The following is a 20417-nucleotide window of genomic DNA, read 5'->3' as shown; positions in this document are numbered from 1 at the left end:
GCAGAAAACAATACCCACCCCACCCCAAAAACACAAACCAAAACCCCAGTGACACCAAACACACACCCACAAAACCCCACCAACACAACAAAAACACAAACCAAAAACAACTTGCAGCGAACGCCTAGCGGGCTTGTATCGTCCGACCACCGATTGGACGCATGTAACTCGCCTCGCAAAACCCGCCCTCGCGCAAAATAAACCCCGCAAGCGCAAATGGCTCGCGGGGCTTTCCCTTTCATATGTAGTTATAAGTTCTGTTCGCAGCTCAGGCATCGCTAGCGCGCAGCTTTGGCTCCAACTCAGCAGTTTTGGTTCCAATTCACTGGGTCAAGCTGTAGCCCTACCCAGCTGGGTCCAGCTATAGCCCGGCCCAGCAGCACTCGAGTTTTAGTTAGAACAGCGCTCTAGCAAGCTTTTTTCGCGCTTCGGCCACAATCGGCTGGTCGGCACCCACTACTTCGAAAAGTTCGAGCAAACGCTTACGCAGCTTCTCGCGTTCATCTCCCGAGGTTTCGGCGATGGTTGCAATCAACCGGTCGAAGGCCAAATCCGGCCGCCCGGAAGCGGTTTCGATATCTGCGGCTTGCAGCTGGATCTCTGGGTCTGCGGCACCTTTCTCATCCGCCTGTGCCAAGACTTCTTCGCGGTTTACTCCCGCAGTGCGCTGCACCAAATCCACCTGGGCTAGCCCAATCTTGGCAGCTTCGTTATCTGGCATCACGTTGAGCGATTCCCGGAATTCGGCTTCCGCCGTCGTCAGATCACCGCTTTGTAGGGCGGCGGCTCCGGCAAGATAGTGCTCTTCCAGTTCTCCTGCGGTTTCCCCGGTCTGCTGGGAATCCCCGGAAATCCGGCCTCCGATCCCCGCCTGCCGGGCAAGTTCTAGCACCTGATCGATAACCGCAGTGAGCTGCTCATCATTCGGTTCACCCTGGAACAGCGGGACGATGGAACGCCCGCCAATTAGCGCGTAACCGGAAGGCGCCCCGGAAACCTGGAAGGCCGCCATGAGTTCGGTCTCAGTTTGTGCGTTGGCTACCGCAATTTGGAACCGACCCCCGCGTTTCTTCGTTTCCGCTTCGAGTTTCTGGCCCGTAGACCCCGGAAGCCCATCCATGGTGAAAAGCACGATAACCGGGACCGTCAACGACTGTTGCATCACCGACTGCAAGGTGGCGGCGGTGAGGTGCACGGTGTAGTCGGCTGCCTGGGCCGGTTCGCTCTCTTGCTTCTGGGCTTCCGCGATGCCAGAAAGATCCATTCCGCCATACAACGATTCACTCATGCAATTTTCCCCTCACTCAAAATTTGCTTATCCGCACGCGGGGTGTACTTCGTGTACCAACCCAACATCATTACTATCGTGCGCGAATCTGCCTGGTCTGGGCAGATTTTCGCCCGGTAGCCGAAGTTTTTACGCCGCGGGCGCTCCGTTCTCCACCGAAGTCACCAACGGTTGCGAAGCTGCAATCACAGAAATCACCGGGTTTTCTGTCCCCTCAGGCGGAATCCGGAAAGCCAATTGCGCCGAGAAGTTCACGCGCATTTCCCCATCTACCGCAATCGATTGTCCCGGCTGCCCGGTAGCCGCCGCGGTAATGCGCTGATCTTCGAGCGTGATCTTCGCACCCTCTTTGGTGATCTTAATATTCATCGTGTAGTTGATCGGAATCACCGTTAGCGCACCGCCTTCGGCATCGCGCAACGCCATCGGTGCCACCTTGCTGGGTGCGAAGGAATAGCTCGCTTCCCCGCTTCCTTCAAAGGCCGTGCGCAAGGACTCTAGTTCGGTATTAATACCGGCCCGGAACGTATCCGGAGTGTCTGGACTGTCCGCGGAAGCCGCAATTTTGAGCCCTTGTGAATCTCCAAAGGTCAAAAGATTCGCGTAAGCGGATGCAACTTGTTGCGGACTTGCCACCAGCCCGGCACCGTCGTCGGGAGCGATTACCTCGGCACCTTGCGAACCTGCAGGTAGTGCGGGAATTGTGGCACCGGGCATGATCGACATGCTGGACCAAACACCCCAGTTTTCGCGCGCGCTAGGTTGCGTGTACACGGTCACTACCGGGAGTGAAGAATCTGCGGGTGGTTGCATAGCGACGACGGCGTACCGCGGGAAACCGTCAGCCCGGGAAACAGCCGATACTTTGTCGGACTGCGGTTCGGAAGACAGCGCCGGCAAGTTATAAGCATCCTTCAGAACGCTCTTGACCCGGTACCGGGCTTCGCGGTCCTCTCGGAAAGGACTATAGGCGCGAGTGGCCAAGAGTTTGGCGTCGAGTTTTTCATCGGCCGCAGCAAGAGTTTCGTTGATGGAAGTACGTACTTCCGCAAAATGCGTTTCGCTCAGGGCCGCGCGTTCGGGTTTCACAACCGGTTGGGGTTGGGGAATCTCCGCCTGTTTGCTGCAACCCGTTAACCCCAGCAGCCCGGCACAGAGCACTGCAATTATCTTGCGCATTTACTTTGCCTCCTCGCCTTCGCCAACGTCCATGCCAGCACCGCGACCGCCGGCGTTGCCGCTGTTACCAGCTCCTCCGTTACCGAAGGTTCCACCGGCGCTAGCGGCACTATCTGCACTACCGGGGCTAGCGGTACTACCGGGACCGCCACCCCAAATGCTCCACCAGTTTTTGCTCGTATTTTCGTCGATATGCACGTCGATTTCCTGCGGTGAATGCGCGCTGGCGCCGCTGTACTGGGCTGCCACGCCGGCTTCGCCTGCTGCGCGACGGCCGCTAATGGCACGCTGCTTGCCGGTGGCGGAAAGGGCTCCGGTACTCCACCCAGATTGATCCCACGCCGCGGCTTCCCAACCATCTTGGCTCGTAGTTCCCGCGCGAGGTGTACGAGCGCCGCGGTATCCACCCGCATTATTTGGTTTGGCTGCTTCGCGCTCTGACCAGCGATTTGCCCGGATCTTCGGCAATTCACCGGTGAGATAGCCGCCCGGAGTTTCACCGGCCGCATGTGAAGGTTTGCGCGCTTCGTCAGCGGAGCTAGCTGATACCGCTATCCCGGCCGAGGCCGCAGAAAGGGCACTTGGGGCCGAGCTGGCGCTCGCCGCCGAAAGGGCACTCGCCGCCGAACGCGCGCTAGAAGCAGAGCGGGCACTAGCAGCAGAGCGGGCACTAGCCGCAGACCGAGCACTTGGAGCCGAATAGGCCGCATCACCTGAAAGTGCGGAAGGGGCCGAAGGTACAGAAAGTGCGGAAGGGGCCGAAGGTACAGAAAGTGCGGAAGGGGCGGACGGGGCCGAAGGCGCCGTGCCGCCGGAGAGCGCTACCTCCCGCCGGCGTAGTTCCTCGGCGCGAGGGCTGGCGGGAAGTACACCGGCGCCGAGCATCTGCCCGGTTTCTGCGGCAAGTTTTTCACGGCTTCCTGCTTCACCCTGATCAGCTGCGGCCCCAGGCTTCGTGCCCTGCTCATTTGCGGTACCACGCTCATTCGCGGCACCACGTTCATTCGCAGTACCACGTTCATTCGCGGCACCAAATATTTCAGTTTTTTCACTCGCGCGGGAACGCTTTTGGGCAAGCGATGCTGCCCGGCCACGCCGTGTCGTTTCATCGCGGCGCGTTTCTTGCCATTCCAACACGAGCAACAAGGCCCCGACCAAAGTCGCGAGCAAACCAATAAGAATAATGACGAGGGAATTGTCATGCCCGGTATCGAGCTTCCACAGGAGCATTACCTTCGGAATGGAGCCATCCGAAGTGGAAGCGATCAGCGATTCTGCACCGGTCGCCGTCGTCGTATAACTCACCTCAACGGTGCCCTCACCGGTTTCTTTAGAGAACCACATATCCGAATCGGTAACGCGGAGCGCCGGCTCTTTCGCGGCGCCATCCTTATCGGCGGATTCGTTCTGGCCTTCCGCGGCGCCTTCGGACCCCTCACCGGCGGAATCGCCGCTATCTGCGGTCGCGGCCTTCTCATCCTTGCCTTCGGAAATTTCCGTGGCCAGCGCGGTGCCGTCTTCGGTGAAGCCGGTGATCTTTTCTACGCGCAGACCTTCCGTGTAGGCCTCAACGTCGTCAGAAAAACCGAAGCCTACGTACACTTCAACGCCAGGCTCAGCAGAAACCCGCACGTCAACCACGTTTCCACCCATGTCGAGCACGCCGGGAGCGGTCGCGACAACGCCGGTACCCGTAGCGGCTGCCTCGCCTGCGATTTCGCGCGGCGGCTTCCACACCGTCGCCGCTAGTAAGCCCCATATCAAAATGACGACGCCGATAACGCCGAGGGCAATCCCGCCGTTCTTCCTCATTCTTCCCCTTCCACCGCCGCGGTGGCCCAATCCGAGCCCGAGCCCACCAAAAAGCAAACCCGAGCCGGGCAATCCGTCTCGCTCCCAGTTAGTGCAGTCTGCGGGGCATTCGCAGCGGTCTTCGCCTGCTTTGCCTTCCGCAACCGGTGTGACCTGCAAGTTCGCGAAAATCTCGCAATCTCTACAGTCTTCACTGTATTCCATGAACGGCCCGGCACGTGCAGAATCTGCGAACACGTGCCGGGCCGCCGCCACTTACGCTATTTTTCCTTAGCACCGCCGGCTTGCTGGGCCCGACCGTCCGCTTTACTCGCGCCGCCGGCTTTACCGGATTCCGCCTTAGCGGCATCGCCGCCGCCGGCCGGTACGCCCAACTCGCTCTCAGTTTTCCCCATCTGTTCTGCGGCCGCGGCAGCTTCTTTTGCCCGCGATTCGCCGTTATCCACAATGTCAGAAAGCGCCAGGGGAACATTTGAGGCAGCGAGCAAGGTCCGCACGTCTTCCAAATACGAGGTGAGCGCTGATTTTTGTTCTTCCAAACCGGCCACGTACTGGTCCGCGCTGAGCTTTGCTTCCCGGGCTGCTTGTTCGGCTGCTGCCCGCACCCGGCCGGCTTCTTCCCGCGCTTCTGCTAATAGTTGCGCGGCTTCTTCCCGCGCCGCATTGACGGTGTTCGTTGCTTCTTCTGTGGAACTTTCCGTGAGCGCATTGGCCCGGCGGGTGGCCTCGGCCAAGCGGACTTCGGCTTCCGCGGCCCGCTCCTCCGAGTCTTTCACCGCCGCTTCAATCTTTCCGCGCGAATCCGCATCATCGGCGGCCCGCCGCGCCGCGGCGTCGTCGCGCAACTGTGCCACTTCACGTTCCGCTTGCGCACGCAAGTGGGCCACCGCTTCTTCGGTACTACTGCGCAACTCGCTAGTTTCCTGTTCGGTGCGGGTGCGCAAATCAGCCATTTCGGCTTCGGTTGAGGTGCGCAATTCATCGGTTTCCGCTTTGGTTTTAGCGCGGAGCTCCGCGGTTTCCTGCGCGGCTTTTTCCCGCGCGGCATTAGTTTCGGCGGTCACCTGGGCACGCAGCTCGGTAGTCTCCCGTTCTGCCGTTTCGCGTAATTCATTCGTCTCCGCGGTTACCTTTGCGCGCAGTTCCGTAGTTTCAGCTTCGGTCTGCTGCCGCAAAGCGTTAGCCGCTTCCGCGGCCTCCCGGGTAAGCTTTTCCGCTTCTGCTTTGGCGGTGGCACGCAACTGGGCGACCTCCTGTTCCGCGGCGGCCTTCTGCGCGGCTATTTCTTCCGCGGCGGTGGTCCGATCTTGCGTAATTTCTTTATCGGCACTGGCGCGTTCTTGTTCCACTGCGTGCCGGGTTTCGGAACGCAAAGCCGAAGTTTCCGCATTTACCTGCGCGCGCAAACGCTCCGCTTCCCGTTCCGCAGAAGCCACCAGTTCTTGGGCGCTACGCTGGGAAGTTTCTTGCGTGCGCTTGGCTTCTGCCTGCGCCGAGGTTTGCAGCTGAGTGGCTTCTTCACGTGCGTCTTCCAGAGTTTGGGTGGCTTCGGCTTGCGCTTGCGTGGAAAGATCATCAGCCTCTGCCTGGGCGCGCGCCAAAATCGCCTCCGCATCCGCATTCGCCCTGGTTACCACGTCCATAGCCTGCTGTTCGGTAGTGCGTAGAAGACGTTCTACACGGGTTCCCAGCCCGGAATATGAAGGCCGCTCGTTTTCCCGAATTTCTTGTTGGGCTTCCGCGAGTTCTCCCGAAAGCCGCAAAATCCGCGCGTCCAGATCCGCAACTTTTGCCCGCACCTGCGCGAGCGAAGTTTGCAACTGGTATACGTATTCATCTACCTGCGCTTTGTCATAGCCGCGCATGACCACAGAGAAGTGAGCACTATCAGTCAATGTGGACCTCCACCTCTTACAGACCGTCAGTTCCTGAGCGGGTTACCCTCGCCTAAGCCTAACCGCTTCGCGCGCTCCTGCCAGCCCCGGCCCGCCGTTCCTTGATTCTTCACACGACGACGCCGCCTTCGCGTCCCATCTCGCAAGCAATGTGCGTTTTTGCGGGGCCGATTTCTGCTGCGCATGTCCCTTCGGATTCCTCGTCCTTTCGGACTCCTTGTTCCTTCGACTACTTAGCTCGGTTTCTTCGACTACTTAGCTTGGCTTCCTCGGGTGCTTGGCTTCCTCAGGTACTTAGCTTGCGCGAAAAGAGTGCTCTTGCGCGAGGCCAGTTTTCTTCCAGCCAAAGCAGCTTTTCCCGGGACTAGTTTTTAGCGGTTGCTGCCTGATAGAGCTCACGCAGCAGATCCGCAATTTCGGCGGGCTTTTCACTTGCTGAGAAGTGACTGGCGTCCGCGATTTCCACGAAGCGCGCGCGTTTGGCTCGTTCCTGCATCCGCTCGTACTGGGCGGTGGATGTATTCGGGTCGTCTTCGCCGCGAATCAGCATGATCGGAATATCCAAATCGAGGGCCGTCTGACTATCGGGCCGGCCGACCATCATGCGTTGCAACCAGATAAACATTTCTGCCGGTACGGTCTTGAAATACGCATCAAATTCGGCATGTAATTGCTCCGAACTGGCGCGGGAAAGCATGGTATTCGTCCAGGCCTGCAAAACTGCGTAAGAACCTTCGTGCGCAATCTTTTCGATTGTGCCCAACCGTGGACTTTCGGCTGGTTCAGCTCCAATACCAGAATCAATAATGGCTAGGCCTGCAACTTCTTGCGCATGGCGCAAACTATAAGCCGCTGCCACGGCACCGCCCATAGAAATCCCGGCGATCACGAATCTCTTGCCAGCCAAACCGTAGCCTGCCAAAGTTTCTTCGAGCGCTTGCAAGTACGAATCCATGGCTGGTTCGCTGTGCCCGTATTCGCTATCTAGAGCCGCTCCGGAGGGGGAATCCCCGCATCCAGGAGCGTCCACACAAATTACATCAATATCTGGAAGTAGCTTTACTACCGGTTCCCACATCCGGGAAGTCAGCGGCATCGCGTGTAGCAATACCAGGGGCAGTTCCATTTGGGGGCCGGTACGCCGCGCTGAAAGTTGAGTCATAAAGCTAGCGTATTCCTGCCCATCGGGATCGGCGCGGGATTGTTCGCTAGGAACTCATTTGCGCCGGCCACGGTGTTCCCAGCAGGAACGATGCCAATGCCGCCGGCTGTCGATTCCGGCTTGAGCGCCCCAGATCGTATCTTCCGTCCAGGCCACAACATTTTGTTCACCTACGGTAATTACGCCATTACAGCCCGGGCACATATAGCGTTTCTTCGCCGTCGTTCGCACAACTTTGTACAACGCCCCATTCGGTCCCTCTTCAAGACTGTGCCCGCCAAGCGCTGCCACGGTATTGAGAGGGCGATGCGGACGTTGTCATTTACTGGTCCTACGTTTCGCCATCTCGCACCTTTCACGTGAGCCCGATTTTATCCCCTCTAGCTGGGATCCTCCTGAATGCCGCTACGCAAGTAACCGGAACCGCGGAATTAGCATCCGCCGGGGATCAGAAGAGGCGATCTTCGGGATTGTCCAGACCGCGCATTTCGTCGTAATCCAAAATGAGGCATTCGATGCCGCGATCCTCGGCGAGCGTGCGGGCTTGCGGCCGAATTTCCTGCGCCGCAAAAACTCCCCGCACCGGCGTGTGAAGCGGATCTCGTTCCAGTAGATCAAGGTATCTGGTGAGCTGTTCGACGCCGTCTATCTCCCCGCGGCGTTTAATTTCGACCGCGATATAACCCTTATCGCCGTCTTTGACCATGAGGTCCACCGGCCCGATCGCGGTGGGATACTCGCGGCGCACCAAAGTAGCTTCCGGCGAAATGCGATTCACCTGCTCTGCCAAAAGTTTTTGCAGATGCGCTTCCACGCCGTCCTTAATCAGCCCGGGCTCGGGCCCCAGATCGTGCGAAATATCGTCAATCACTCGGTAAATGCGAATAATGAGCCGGTCGTCAGTTTTATCAGACTGCACTTCCCACACGGTTTCCACACCGTCCGCGGCTTCTTCCGCATCGGGTTCGCGCTCTCGCTGCGTATTGGGTGCCACCATCCAGTTGAGCGGTTTGTATGACCCGCCATCGGCGTGCACCAAAACCGAACCGTCATTTTTAAACATGAGCAGACGGAGCGCCGGTTCCAAATGTGCATCGAGGCGGCCCGAATAATCCACCGAGCATTCAGCAAAAACTACACGCATAACGCGCTGAGCCTAGCACTAACTAGCGCCGCGCGCCGCTACCTAGCAAAATTTCACCCGGCCAGCGGCGTACAGGTCCCGCCTCGCTCGTGCCATAAATACCAAGGCTAGATCGCATGAGGCCCACATCGCAGTGGTAGCGCATCGCCCGTACGTATTAAAACAATTGCCCATGCGCATTAAAACAAAGGGGTGCTAGCGCAATTAAAACAATGGCGTGCTGGCGGCCGGCGGTGCGCTATCTTCCCAAACCACGAGTGCGTTATAGGTATCAACACCCATGGCCATGAGGTATTCGTGCCCGGTATCTGGGTCTTTGACTTTTACTATGGCCGTGGATGGATCGGTTTCGTGAAGTTTCTGCAATTGACCGGTAAAACCCTGCCGAGGTATTGAAAGCTTGGGTCGGTTAGAAAGGGAGCGGATGGAATACCAGTCCAAAGTTTTTTGCCGGAAGAATACGACGCCGGTTTGCCAGCCGTGCGGCCCGCGTACGGAGCACTGGGAAGAACCCCATGAGGAAAGCAAACGGCGCACCCGTAGCAGAAAGAAGCCCAGGCCTAGCAAAGTAAGTGCCAGCACGATAACGACTGCCCAGGCGAGGGCGGATAAAAGACTTCCGTTCATCTCTCATGCCTTTCTCCACGATCTGTTCCCAAGCTCGGGCTGGGCGTTAACCTAAACGAAGGTCCCACCTAGTCGCAAAACCATCTTATGGCTTGATACTAGGTGGGACCTTTCCGTATGTCTCGATTTTAGGCACGTACGCCGCGGCTATGACGCTTTGCACGCTGCCTTAGCGAATGGTGCTTTAGGCCGCCGAGCTGGCAACTTCATGGGCCGCGTCTACAGCAATAATCACCTGATTATCATCTACCGTGACAAAGCCCTCACCGCAATCAAAGACGTGTTTCGTACCATCCAAGTCCGTTACCCGTACCTGGCCAGCTACTAGCAAAGCCAGGAGCGGCTGGTGGTTCTTAAGGATCCCGGTTTCTCCGGTTTCCGTTGTTACCACCACGGACTCGGCCGTTCCTTCCCACATCCGGCCAGCTTGGGAAACGATATCGACGTGGATCATTACGCGTCCTTCAATTCCTTGGCCCGGCGTTCCAGATCTTCAATACCGCCGATATTGAAGAAGGCCTGTTCAGGGACGTCGTCGTACTTACCTTCGCAAATACGCTTGAATGCTTCGACAGTTTCGTCAACCGGAACCGTCGAACCAGGTACGCCCGTAAACTTCTCCGCCACGTACATGTTCTGGGAGAGGAACTGCTGGATCCGGCGCGCACGCGCTACCGTGACCTTGTCTTCTTCCCCGAGTTCATCTACGCCGAGGATCGAAATGATGTCTTGCAGTTCTTGGTTCTTCTGCAGGATGGACTTCACTTCGGTGGCCACATCGTAGTGCTCCTGGCCCACTACCTGCGGATCCAAGATGCGCGAGGTGGAAGTGAGCGGGTCCACCGCCGGATAAATACCCATGGAGGCAATATCACGCGAAAGCTGCGTGGTGGCATCCAAGTGGGCGAAGGTGGTGGAAGGAGCCGGATCGGTGTAATCATCGGCGGGCACGTAAATTGCCTGCAGGGACGTAATCGAGTGGCCCTTCGTGGAGGTAATCCGTTCCTGGAGCTGCCCCATTTCATCAGCCAAGGTGGGCTGGTAACCCACGGCAGAAGGCATACGACCCAGCAAGGTGGACACCTCGGAACCGGCCTGCGTGAAACGATAAATATTATCGATGAAGAGCAGGACGTCCTGATTAGCTACATCGCGGAAGTATTCCGCCATGGTCAGGCCGGAAAGGGCGATACGTAGACGCACACCCGGCGGTTCGTCCATCTGGCCGAACACTAGTGCCGTCTTATCAAGCACTCCGGCTTCTTCCATTTCGACGATGAGGTCGTTACCTTCACGGGTACGCTCACCCACGCCCGCAAAGACGGATACACCATCGTGGTCAAGGGCCACGCGCTGAATCATTTCCTGAATCAGCACGGTCTTACCCACACCGGCACCACCGAAGAGGCCAATCTTTCCACCCTGTACGTACGGGGTGAGCAGATCGATAACCTTCATTCCGGTTTCGAACATCTTCGTTTCCGCTTCGAGATCCTCAAAGGCTGGCGGGTTGCGGTGGATACCCCACCGTTCCTTCGCTTCGAAGGTTTCGCCTTCCTTCAGGTTCAGCGGCTCCCCGATCACATTGAAAACCTTGCCGAGGGTTTGTTCACCCACCGGCACCGAGATCGGGCCGCCGGTATCGACTACTTCCCCGCCACGGACCAAACCATCCGTTGGCTTCATAGCAATCGTGCGAACGATGTTGTCTCCCAGGTGCTGGGCGACCTCGAGGTAAACCTTTTCTTCCGTAAAGTTCTTACCCGTATCATCGGCCGGCATCTTGACGGTAGTTACCAGCGCGTTATTAAGTTCCGGGAGCGAATCGGAGGGGAATTCGACGTCGACTACCGCGCCGGTCACCTGGCTGATGCGCCCGACTCCCGACGGAGCCTTAGTCTGCTCCGTAATCTGTGCTGTCATACTCTTTCTTCCTTATCGGTTACCAAGGGCATCGGCTCCCGAGACAATCTCGGTAATTTCCGTGGTAATTTCCGCTTGTCGCGCGTTGTTAGCCAAGCGCGTGTACTTCTCGATCAGTTCATTAGCGTTATCGGTTGCTGCCCGCATTGCCTGCTGGCGCGCGGCCAGCTCGGAGGCGGCGGCCATAAGCAAGATCGTCCGGATGCGCTGCCGCACATACATAGGGATTAGCGCTTCAAAAACTTCATCTCCGGAAGGTTCGATCTCGTAGAGCGGCGGGCTTCCGGCCGGACCGGTACCGCGGTAATCTACGGGTTTTTCAGCTCCCCGATCGATCCGCCCACTACCGTAATCCACGATCGAGAGCGGGAACATATGCCGTACCTGCACGGTTTGTTTCATCATCGATTCGTACCGGGTGAAGACGACGTGCACTGCCGCAACTCCGCCTTCTTCGGCCGGAGCGGTGAACGCCTCGAGCAAGGTATTGGCAATATCATTTGCCTGCTCCACGCTCGGATTATCTGATTCACCTTCCCAGGACTTCGCGATTTCCGTTTCCCGGAAACTCAAGGTTTGAATGCCGCGGCGTCCAGTCACGTATAGGACCGGTTCCTTGCCATCCTCTTTGAGTTCTTGCGCAAAGCGTTCGGCTTCGCGCAAGACATTCGCGTTGTACGCACCAGCCAAACCGCGGTCTGAAGTGACCACGAGCACCGCTACCCGATTGGTATCGGTGCGCTCTTGCAAGAGCGGATGATCGAATTCGGAACGATGGTTACCTACGAGTTGCAGGGCACGCGTGACCGCTTCGGTGTACGGATCGCGGCCTTGGGCCGCCGTCCGCGCCTTGCTGATCCGAGAGGCCGCAATGAGCTCCATCGCCCGGAACACTTTTTGGAGCGTACTGGTTGCGCGTATCCGGCTCTTATACTTCCTCTGTTCACCTGCCATATATCCGCCCTACTGCCTCGTGACCGGGAGGACTTCGCGTTCGCGCTCCACCTCGGGCTCTTCGGTCTTGTCGATAAGACCTTCGGCCAGCCGGTAAGAGTAAGAGAACTCTTCGGCGGCCTGCTTAAGTTCTTCTTCGACTTCGGCGGCGAGGTCTCCGGATTCCCGGATCGCAGTGAGAACTCCCGTGTTGTGCCGTACGTAATCTAGGAACTGGGATTCGAAATCGTGCACCTTTTCGACCGGGATTTCGTCCAAAACTCCGGTAGAACCAGCCCAAATAGAAACCACTTGGTCTTCAATGGGATACGGCGTGTACTGCGGTTGCTTGAGCAATTCCATGAGCCGTTCCCCGCGCGTGAGCTGCTGGCGCGTAGCCGGATCCAGATCGGAAGCGAACATGGCGAAAGCAGCCTGCGATCGGTACTGTGCCAAGGAAATCTTGAGCGTACCCGCTACCTTCTTCATGGCCTTGATCTGGGCATCGCCACCCACACGCGAGACCGAAATGCCCACGTCTACAGCCGGGCGTTGGTTCGCGTTGAACAGATCTGATTGCAAGAAGATCTGCCCATCCGTAATCGAAATTACGTTGGTGGGAATATAAGCCGAAACGTCATTAGCCTTGGTTTCGACGATCGGCAGGCCCGTCATCGAGCCCCCGCCGAGTTCGTCCGAAAGCTTGGCGCAACGTTCTAGCAAACGCGAGTGCAGGTAGAAAACGTCACCCGGATAAGCTTCACGGCCCGGCGGACGGCGCAGCAGCAAGGAAATAGCACGGTAGGCTTCGGCTTGCTTGGACAGATCGTCGAAGACAATCAGCACGTGCTTGCCGCCATACATCCAGTGCTGCCCGATTGCCGAACCAGTGTAAGGAGCGAGGTACTTGAAGCCCGCCGGATCAGAAGCAGGCGCAGCCACGATCGTCGTGTACTCCATGGCCCCGTAACGTTCCAGCGTGGACCGCACCGAAGCAATGGTCGTGCCCTTCTGCCCCACAGCTACGTAGATGCACCGCACCTGCTTGTTAGGATCGCCGGATTCCCAGTTCTTCCGCTGATTAAGGATGGTGTCGATCGCGAGGGCCGTCTTACCCGTCTGGCGGTCACCAATAATCAACTGCCGCTGGCCTCGGCCAACCGGCGTCATGGAATCGATCGCCTTAATGCCGGTTTCCAGTGGTTCGTTTACGGATTTGCGGGCCATTACGCCGGGAGCCTGCAGCTCCAGGGCGCGCCGGCCTTCCAAGCCTTCGATTTCGCCGAGGCCATCAATCGGTTTACCCAGCGGATCTACGGTACGGCCGAGATAGCCATCACCAACCGGTACGGAAAGAACTTCTCCGGTACGCCGTACTTCCTGCCCCTCTTCAATCGAAGAGAAGTCCCCGAGTACTACCACACCGATTTCTCGTTCTTCCAAGTTCATTGCCAGGCCACGGGTGCCGTCCTCAAATTCGAGTAGCTCATTGGCCATGGCGTTGGGCAAGCCACCCACACGGGCGATACCGTCGGCCGTCATTGTCACGTGGCCAATTTCTTCGCTTCCCGTGTGCTCAGGCTCGTACGTGCGCACAAAATCGTCGAGCGCCGCCCGAATCTCTTCGGGCCGAATAGTTACATCAGCCATTCTTAACTTTTTCCTTGCTACGTCCCGCCGATGCCGACATTCGGGCGACGGATGCTTTAACGTTTTTCATTCTTTGAAGTAGAGAAGCGTCCAGGACGTCAGCACCAAATTCGATGCGTAATCCACCCACCAATTCCGGTTCGATCGTCACATGGATAGAGATCGGCTTCCCGTAATACCGCGAGAGGGCATTTGCCAGGCGTTCTTCTTGCGCCGGGGAAATTTCGTAGGCGCTATACACCGTAGCTGCTGATTGCCCGGCCAGTTCGGCCGTCATATCGGCAAAGGCCCGTAGTGTTTCGAGCACGCCTACGTCTCCGGAATCCCGCACCGCCCATTCGATGAGCTCGAGAGCTTCCGCGGTGACGCCGGTGAATAGCTTTTTTGCCAACTCCACGCGAGAGTCTTCGGGGTATCCGTAGATATCTTCGACGGCCACCCGCACGCCCGGTTGTTGGCGGAACACTCGCACTGCGGCGAAGAGTTCCTTTTCCAGCCGGTCTAGCTCCTTGCGCCCGCGCGCCTGCCGTATTAGCGCCCCTGCCGCTACCCATTCCAAGGCGTTAGGCAGATCATCATCTTCCGACCACGACAGGGAAATTGCGGCTTGCACCAGCTTGACCACATTCTCGGAAACTTTTCCTCCCAGAATTGTGGCAACCAGCTCTTGCCGGCCCTCGAGGCTCCGCGTGGTGTCTTGCACCACTCGGAGCAATGCCCCGGAGCTTTCCAGTATTTGCGTTGCGAAGTAAATCTCCGCGGCCATTTCTTGGCCCCGCAGGTCTCCTTCGGGCCGCAAATCACCCCAGATTTGCCCCAATCGGTGGCCGGATCTCCGGCTCCTACTACTTCTCAGTAGACGCATTTACGCCCCTTGCCCTCCCGCCGGGGTGGCACTCTTCGATCCTTCTGTTTGCTCGAGTTCATCGAGGAAGGAATCGACCACTCCCTGGTTTACTTCTGGGTTGAGCCGCACCTGTTCGCCCACGATTCGGTTCGCGAGTTTGACCGCGAGATCGCCTACGTCGCCGCGCAAAACCCGTACCGCTGCTTCTCTATCTGCGGCAATACGTGACTGCGCCACGGCGACAGTGCGTTCGGCTTCCACCTTCGCTTCTTCGCGCGCGCGTGACCGGATTTCATCGGCATTATCCTGAGCGCGCTGGCGAATCCGTCCCGCTTCGAGTTCAGCTTCGCGGATTTCCACTTCGATCTTCTCGCGTTCACTGGCAACTTCCGCGCGGGCTTCTTCAGCGGCATCCAAACCGGCCTGAATCTTTTCACCGCGTTCATCGAGTAGCGCTGAGAACTTTGGCCACGCAAACTTCATCACTGCTATCACGATGATGAGGAAGCAGACCGATCCCCATAGTAGATCCGGCAACGCGGGCAGGATCACATTCTGTGTTTCAGCAAGAATCATGAGTTATCGGCCTACTTGAAGACGAAGCCCGCGACGAAGCCGAGGAGGCCGAGGGCTTCAGCAAAGGCGATCGCCAGAATCATATTGGTACGCAAGGCTCCCGCCATTTCCGGCTGCCGGGCCGTAGCGCTCTGATTCTGCGAACCAATCATGCCAATGGCAATAGCCGGACCAAGCGCGGCGAGGGCATAACCGATAGTTGCGAGAACTCCCATTTTTGTTTCCTTTTCTGTGGTTTCTATATGTCAGTTGACATTTTATTTTTCACGGATTCGCTTCCTCGCTAAGTGGATCTTAGTGAGAAATCGAAAGGCTAATATAAACAGCTGTAATCAGCGCGAAAATGTATGCCTGCAACGCGGCAATGAACATTTCGAAAAGCATTACTACGATGGAGCCGACCAAAGTCAAACCGCCCATCGCGATCCCTATTCCGCCCATCTGCACTATCAAGAAGTGGGTGCCCAGGAAGCACACAACCATAAGCATGTGCCCGGACATCATGTTGGCCAACAGACGGACCGTCAGCGTAAAGGGCCGCAAGACGAAGGTGGAAATCACCTCAATCGGCGTAAGTAGGACGTAAATAGCCTTGGGCATACCCGGCGGGAACAGCTCATCTTTGAAGTAACGAGCGCCGCCCCGCTCTCGAATCCCTGCCCAGATCATAACCGCCCAGGAGAAGATCGCAAATACCAAGGGCATACCAACAACGGCAGTTCCTGCTAATTGCAGGCCCGGGATAACCCCGGTGAGGTTCATGAAAAGAACCCCGAGGAATACCGTCATAATCGCCGGCTGGTAGGGCCGTGCTTTACCGCCCAGGATCTCCGTACCAATATTATTCGTAGAGAATTCGAAAAGCATTTCCGTAGCTGCCTGCGCCCTGCGCGGAACGAGTCGTGCTCGCCGCGCAAAGAGTACGCAGATAAGCAGTAATGCGCAGGCCGCGATAATCCGGATCACCATGAGCCGGTTCATCTCGAATGGGGTACCTACAAATAAAAATGGCTCCGGGAAAAACTCCTCAACGCCGGGGATGTGAAACGCTTCGCCCCCGCCGCCCGTCATTGGTGCGGTAAAGCTCGGAAGAGTCGCGAGTGAACCGACTGCCATTCGTCACCCTCTCACAACATAATCTCGGTCGCGCACCTTTTGGGCGGCTAACCGTGCCTGACAACTAGCTTCCATAGTACAGGGAACGCTGGGCACCACCCCTAAGCCTCCCCAATAAATGGAACAACGGAACTCATCATAGCCCCCAGCCCTTAGGCACTAGGGCCCAAAGGGCCTGTTACGGCCTCCAGACGGCCTCTAAACTATCAAAAACTATCTCAAAATGAGTTCTGTTCGTGGATAGTCTAGCGGTTTTATCCTAATCTTTCAGCTTCGCGGAGGTAACGTCACGGAACGTTTCCGTTTCCGTGACATTTTGTTCCGGAGTTAGGATTTCAGATCTGGCCAGGCTTTACCAGTCTCATTTTTCTCGGGTCGCGAGCCCATGCCCTCAGGCCGCGAGCCCATACCCTCAGGCCGCGAGCCCATTTCCCAAGCCGCGAACCCATTAGCTCAGGCCGCGAACCATTTCCCCCAAGCCGCGAGCCCATGCTGCTGCCCTTCCGCAGCATATACGTGTGTTGTAGCGTCCGCCGCACGCTTATTCCAGAGCCGGCCGGGATCGCATAACCATCACGGTTTGCACCGTCAAAGCCACCAGGATTGCGCCAGCCGCCACCAGGGCCACCACCGTCTCATCGAGTGCGCTATAGGCCCGAAGAAGGCTCAGCACCACGAGCAAAACCAAGATTTTCAACACATAAGCGAGCATTCCGGCCCATCCTCCAGCTTTCGGAACGAGCCATAAAAGCATCGAAACCAGTTCCAGCCCAATCCCAATCGCCCCACCTACCAGGGCCGCCTTCGCGGTTTCCAGATCGGCAAATTTCGCGAGTAACCCAGCCACAATAGCGGTAAGCACGGCGATGGCCAGCATCGAATACAAGTTAGCCCGCCTATTCATCCGCTCGGACGTCGTCATTGCTTCTCCTTTTCTGTTACCTGCGGCCGGGTTGGTTTCGTAGCCCCTGCCCCGGTGGGTTTCGTAGCCCCCGCCTCAGTGCGTTTCGTAGCCCCCGCCCCGGCTATATCCGCCGCCCGCGGTCCGGGCTTTTCGGTTTCGTGCGTTTCGGCCAGGCCGTACAAATCCACGTCATCATTATCTTTCACCGCCGCGCTATCTTTCACCGCCGCACTATTTTTTACCGCCGCACTATTTTTTACCGCCGCACTATTTTTTACCGCAGCGCTATCGGAAAGCTGGCCGGGCGGCGTCGTCGCTTTTCGCCCGCGCACCGAAAAGACGCGCGAAGAAATAATTATCGCTACCGTGCAGGCAACCAGTCCGATAAGTAGCACCCGGTGCCACGGTAAGACGACCAATAAAATCGTAGTGAAAGAGAAAACCGCCGCCCACATGTACAAAATCAGTACGGTTCCCCGGTGCGAATGCCCGCGGCGAAGGAGGCGATGATGGAGGTGACCGGCGTCGGCAGCGAATGGTGATTGCCCGCGCGCGAGGCGGCGCACTACCGCCCACACGAAATCTATAAGGGGTAGGAGTACGACGGCGCACGCCAACAACAAGGGCAAGTAGGCCGGGAGCGAGTATCCCAGCGAAGTGGTTTGCGGGTCGATTTGGCCGGTAACAACAATCGTGGCACCGGAGATGATCGTGCCGAGCATGAGCGCGCCCGAATCGCCCATGAAAATGCGCGCGGGATGGAAGTTATGGGGCAGGAAACCGGCACAAATCCCCACCAGTGCCGCGGAGATTGCGCAGGCCACGGAAGTGTAATCCCCGGGGGTAGCATTGCGGGTAAGCGCGTAAGAATAAAGATAGAAAGCGCTGGCGGCGATAAAAACGATACCGGCAGCCAAGCCGTCTAGCCCATCCATAAAATTGACGGCATTGACGATAACGATCACGAAAATGATCGTGAATACGATTGATAGACGCGAGGAGCCAACGGTCAGGCCCATGAAGGGGATCGTTAGGAACTGCACACCCTGCCAGGCCATTACGCCCGCGGCCAAAACCTCACCGGCAAGTTTTGTGGCCCAGTCGAGCTCCCATATGTCGTCGAGCGCGCCCACGAGGGCCATGAGTGCGGCCCCTAAAAGCACGCCCCACGCTTGTGAACTGGGGCCGAGCACTTCCCGCAGATACGGAATTTGGGAACAGATAGCGAGGGAGCCAGCAAAACCGCCGAGCATCGCTATCCCGCCAAGCCGCGGAATGGGCACGGTATGTACGTCACGCGCGCGGACCTGGGTCATCGCCCCTACCGCGAGGGCAAGGCGAAGTACCAAGGGGACCAGCAAGTAGGTGATCGCTGCCGCAATCACCGCCATCAAAATGTATACGCGCATCGCCCGCTAGCTTACTGTGCCGGAGCGGCGAGCGAGCCGAAGCGTCCAATCTCCGCGTCGGCTATAGCACCGTGCCGCAAGATCTCCAATTGCGGGGCGCCGGCCGCCGGGCGCGAAATATTTACCCGCACGATAGTGGAAGGCACACCCCCGCGCACCGACCCGCCATCCAGGTAGACCGCCACTTTCTCGCCCAGCTGTGCCTGGGCTTCTGCCGCTGTACGGGCAGGCGGCTGCCCGGTAAGGTTCGCCGAGGTAACAGCCAAAGGTCCGCATTCGCGCAGCAGTTCCAAAGCTATTTCGTTATCGGGCATGCGCAGGGCCACAGTGCCACCGGTTTCGCCCAGGTCCCAGCCGATTTCCGGGCGGGCGGGGAGCACAATGGTGAGCGCGCCGGGCCAAAATTCGGCCGCGAGCTGTTCCGCTACCGGAGGGATTTCCACCGTCAGCCGCCGCGCGTCATCCAGCGAGCTGATGAGCACCGGCGAGGGTTTATCGCGCCCGCGTCCCTTCGCGGTTAGCAGCCTGGTAACGGCTTCCCGGTTGAGCGGGTCACAGCCGATCCCGTACACGGTATCGGTGGGGAGCACAATCAGTTCTCCCGCCGCTACCGCCGCCCGCGCCGCTGCGAAAGCCGGGGAGATACACCCCGCTTCCCGCGATACTTTCGATTCGCAAACCTCAAAGATCTGCATAACGTAATGCCTCGATTTCTGTATGCGATATTTCTGCCGCTGCTGCGGTTGCTTCGCCGGTGCTTCTCCCGCCCTATACCGGTTTGTAGCCGCGCAGCCACCGCGGCCTGCCGGTTAGGTCATTTCCCGTTCCCACTTGCGTGAGCCCTGCCCTGCGAGCCGCTTCTCGCAGGGGCGCGGCCTGTTCTTCCGCGTGTTCCATCACCACTAGCCCACCGGGCCGCAATAGCTCCACCGCACTGGCCAAAAATGCTTCCGGTTTTTCCAACCCGTGCGGGCCGCCCCCGGCTAAAGCCAATTCTGGGTCGGCTTGCACCTCCGGACTATGAGAATAAAATATCTGCGGCGGCACATAGGGTGGGTTGGTGACGACGACGTCGCACCTCCCCCGCAAGTCCGCCACCACCGATGCTGCACTGGCCGGTGGCGCCATCGCATCCCCCTGGCGAAATTCTAAACGCGCCGTGGGGACTTGGTAATGGCGGGCGTTTTCTGCGGCCAAAGCTAAAGCTGCGGCGGAAATATCCACGGCAACCACGCGGGCCGTGGGAACTTCGGTGGCGATAGCGAGGGCAATCGCACCCGAACCGGTTCCCAAATCTACCGCGAGCGGGGCCGGTGCCGCGCCCGCCGCTGGCGCGCCGCCCAGCTGGGCCGGATTTCCGGCCGCCACAAGTTCGCGCAGAAAATCAATTGCTTCGCCGGCCACCAATTCGGTTTCGGGCCGGACGATCAGCGCGTCCGGGGTGCTTTTTAGCGTCAGATAGCGGAAGTACATGCGGCCCGTAAGGTGTTGCAAGGGGATGCGCGCCGCCCGCTGGGCTACGAGCTCCAAGTAACGCCGCGCCTCGGCGGTGGAAGCTATGCGCCGGCTGGGCCAGGGCCGCTCGCCGAGCACAAATTCGGCCAGCTCGCGCGCATCATGGCCCGGTGAGGCGACGCCTGATTCGGCCAGTAAATACGTGGCATCGCGCAATAAGCTAGCCCACACGCCACCGGCGTAGCTGGCAACCGGATCCATGCCCGGCCGCGCGGTGCTGGCAGGGGTCCGGGCAGCGGTGCTGGGCCTAATGCTTGCGTCCGTGCCGATGTTAGCGTCCGTGCCGCTGCCGGTACTAGCGTCTCCGCCGGCACCCGCGAGCCCGTTAGCTGGCACCGCCCCCGCATTAGCTTCGCCTTGCTTCACCGTACTTTCGCCTGCCCCGTGTTATTAGTGTTGTTGGTATTGCCAGTCCCGCGTTATTAGTTTTGCCGGTC

General features: G+C 58.4%; 19 protein-coding genes. All 19 read right to left on the bottom strand.

The window, feature by feature from the left end; genetic code table 11:
- Positions 1-394: 394 nt before the first annotated feature.
- The 19 genes from BLT47_RS05220 to BLT47_RS05125 all read right to left on the bottom strand — a co-directional run bounded on the left by BLT47_RS05220 (position 395) and on the right by BLT47_RS05125 (position 20346).
- Entirely contained in the window at positions 395-1288 is an 894-nt protein-coding gene (locus tag BLT47_RS05220; RefSeq protein WP_065415004.1) for a co-chaperone YbbN, read from the bottom strand.
- Between the two features lie 129 nt (positions 1289-1417).
- A complete protein-coding gene (locus BLT47_RS05215) occupies positions 1418-2467 on the bottom strand; it encodes a DUF8094 domain-containing protein (RefSeq protein ID WP_074662443.1) in 1050 nt (349 codons plus the stop codon).
- The gene (locus BLT47_RS05210; RefSeq protein WP_143021775.1) at positions 2468-4279 is read right to left on the bottom strand and encodes a hypothetical protein; all 1812 of its coding nucleotides are present in this window, start codon (positions 4277-4279) and stop codon (positions 2468-2470) included.
- 260 nt (positions 4280-4539) lie between these two features.
- A complete protein-coding gene (locus BLT47_RS05205; protein ID WP_143021774.1) occupies positions 4540-6174 on the bottom strand; it encodes a DivIVA domain-containing protein in 1635 nt (544 codons plus the stop codon).
- A 364-nt stretch (positions 6175-6538) separates the two neighbouring features.
- The gene (locus tag BLT47_RS05200) at positions 6539-7336 is read right to left on the bottom strand and encodes an alpha/beta fold hydrolase (protein ID WP_074662435.1); all 798 of its coding nucleotides are present in this window, start codon (positions 7334-7336) and stop codon (positions 6539-6541) included.
- 448 nt (positions 7337-7784) lie between these two features.
- A complete protein-coding gene (gene nucS, locus BLT47_RS05190) occupies positions 7785-8480 on the bottom strand; it encodes an endonuclease NucS (RefSeq protein WP_065414998.1) in 696 nt (231 codons plus the stop codon).
- Positions 8481-8684: 204 nt separating this feature from the next.
- Positions 8685-9107: a DUF2550 family protein gene (locus tag BLT47_RS05185; RefSeq protein WP_074662432.1), complete on the bottom strand. Its 423-nt coding sequence runs from the start codon at positions 9105-9107 to the stop codon at positions 8685-8687.
- Between the two features lie 184 nt (positions 9108-9291).
- Entirely contained in the window at positions 9292-9561 is a 270-nt protein-coding gene (locus tag BLT47_RS05180) for a F0F1 ATP synthase subunit epsilon (protein WP_049620477.1), read from the bottom strand.
- On the bottom strand, positions 9561-11030 hold the full coding sequence (gene atpD, locus BLT47_RS05175; RefSeq protein ID WP_049620478.1) for a F0F1 ATP synthase subunit beta: 1470 nt from the start codon (positions 11028-11030) through the stop codon (positions 9561-9563). Before atpD ends, BLT47_RS05180 begins: the two co-directional genes overlap by 1 nt.
- A 12-nt stretch (positions 11031-11042) precedes the next feature.
- Positions 11043-11984: a F0F1 ATP synthase subunit gamma gene (locus tag BLT47_RS05170; RefSeq protein ID WP_074662429.1), complete on the bottom strand. Its 942-nt coding sequence runs from the start codon at positions 11982-11984 to the stop codon at positions 11043-11045.
- A gap of 9 nt (positions 11985-11993) precedes the next feature.
- Positions 11994-13613 carry a F0F1 ATP synthase subunit alpha gene (gene atpA, locus BLT47_RS05165; RefSeq protein ID WP_065414994.1) on the bottom strand — a complete coding sequence of 540 codons (1620 nt, stop codon included), beginning with the start codon at positions 13611-13613 and terminating at the stop codon, positions 11994-11996.
- Complete coding sequence (locus tag BLT47_RS05160) at positions 13606-14433, bottom strand: F0F1 ATP synthase subunit delta (protein ID WP_049620481.1); 828 nt, start codon at positions 14431-14433, stop codon at positions 13606-13608. The genes atpA and BLT47_RS05160 overlap by 8 nt, the downstream gene beginning before the upstream one ends.
- A gap of 45 nt (positions 14434-14478) precedes the next feature.
- On the bottom strand, positions 14479-15036 hold the full coding sequence (atpF, locus tag BLT47_RS05155; protein WP_049620482.1) for a F0F1 ATP synthase subunit B: 558 nt from the start codon (positions 15034-15036) through the stop codon (positions 14479-14481).
- Positions 15037-15047: 11 nt separating this feature from the next.
- The gene (gene atpE / locus BLT47_RS05150; protein WP_049620483.1) at positions 15048-15251 is read right to left on the bottom strand and encodes an ATP synthase F0 subunit C; all 204 of its coding nucleotides are present in this window, start codon (positions 15249-15251) and stop codon (positions 15048-15050) included.
- 79 nt (positions 15252-15330) lie between these two features.
- Positions 15331-16152, bottom strand: a complete 822-nt coding sequence (gene atpB / locus BLT47_RS05145) for a F0F1 ATP synthase subunit A (RefSeq protein ID WP_082160193.1) — start codon at positions 16150-16152, stop codon at positions 15331-15333.
- Between the two features lie 541 nt (positions 16153-16693).
- Positions 16694-17074: a hypothetical protein gene (locus BLT47_RS05140; RefSeq protein ID WP_065414993.1), complete on the bottom strand. Its 381-nt coding sequence runs from the start codon at positions 17072-17074 to the stop codon at positions 16694-16696.
- Positions 17071-18465 (bottom strand): glycosyltransferase family 4 protein, encoded by a 1395-nt coding sequence (locus BLT47_RS05135; RefSeq protein ID WP_083330084.1) that lies wholly within the window; start codon positions 18463-18465, stop codon positions 17071-17073. The genes BLT47_RS05140 and BLT47_RS05135 overlap by 4 nt, the downstream gene beginning before the upstream one ends.
- 11 nt (positions 18466-18476) lie before the next feature.
- A complete protein-coding gene (locus BLT47_RS05130) occupies positions 18477-19160 on the bottom strand; it encodes an L-threonylcarbamoyladenylate synthase (protein WP_083330083.1) in 684 nt (227 codons plus the stop codon).
- Between the two features lie 73 nt (positions 19161-19233).
- Positions 19234-20346: a N5-glutamine methyltransferase family protein gene (locus BLT47_RS05125; protein ID WP_256332532.1), complete on the bottom strand. Its 1113-nt coding sequence runs from the start codon at positions 20344-20346 to the stop codon at positions 19234-19236.
- Positions 20347-20417 lie beyond the last annotated feature (71 nt).

The organism is Actinobaculum suis (assembly GCF_900102025.1).
Taxonomy (GTDB): domain Bacteria; phylum Actinomycetota; class Actinomycetes; order Actinomycetales; family Actinomycetaceae; genus Actinobaculum; species Actinobaculum suis.
This window is presented reverse-complemented; position numbering and strand designations above follow the sequence as displayed.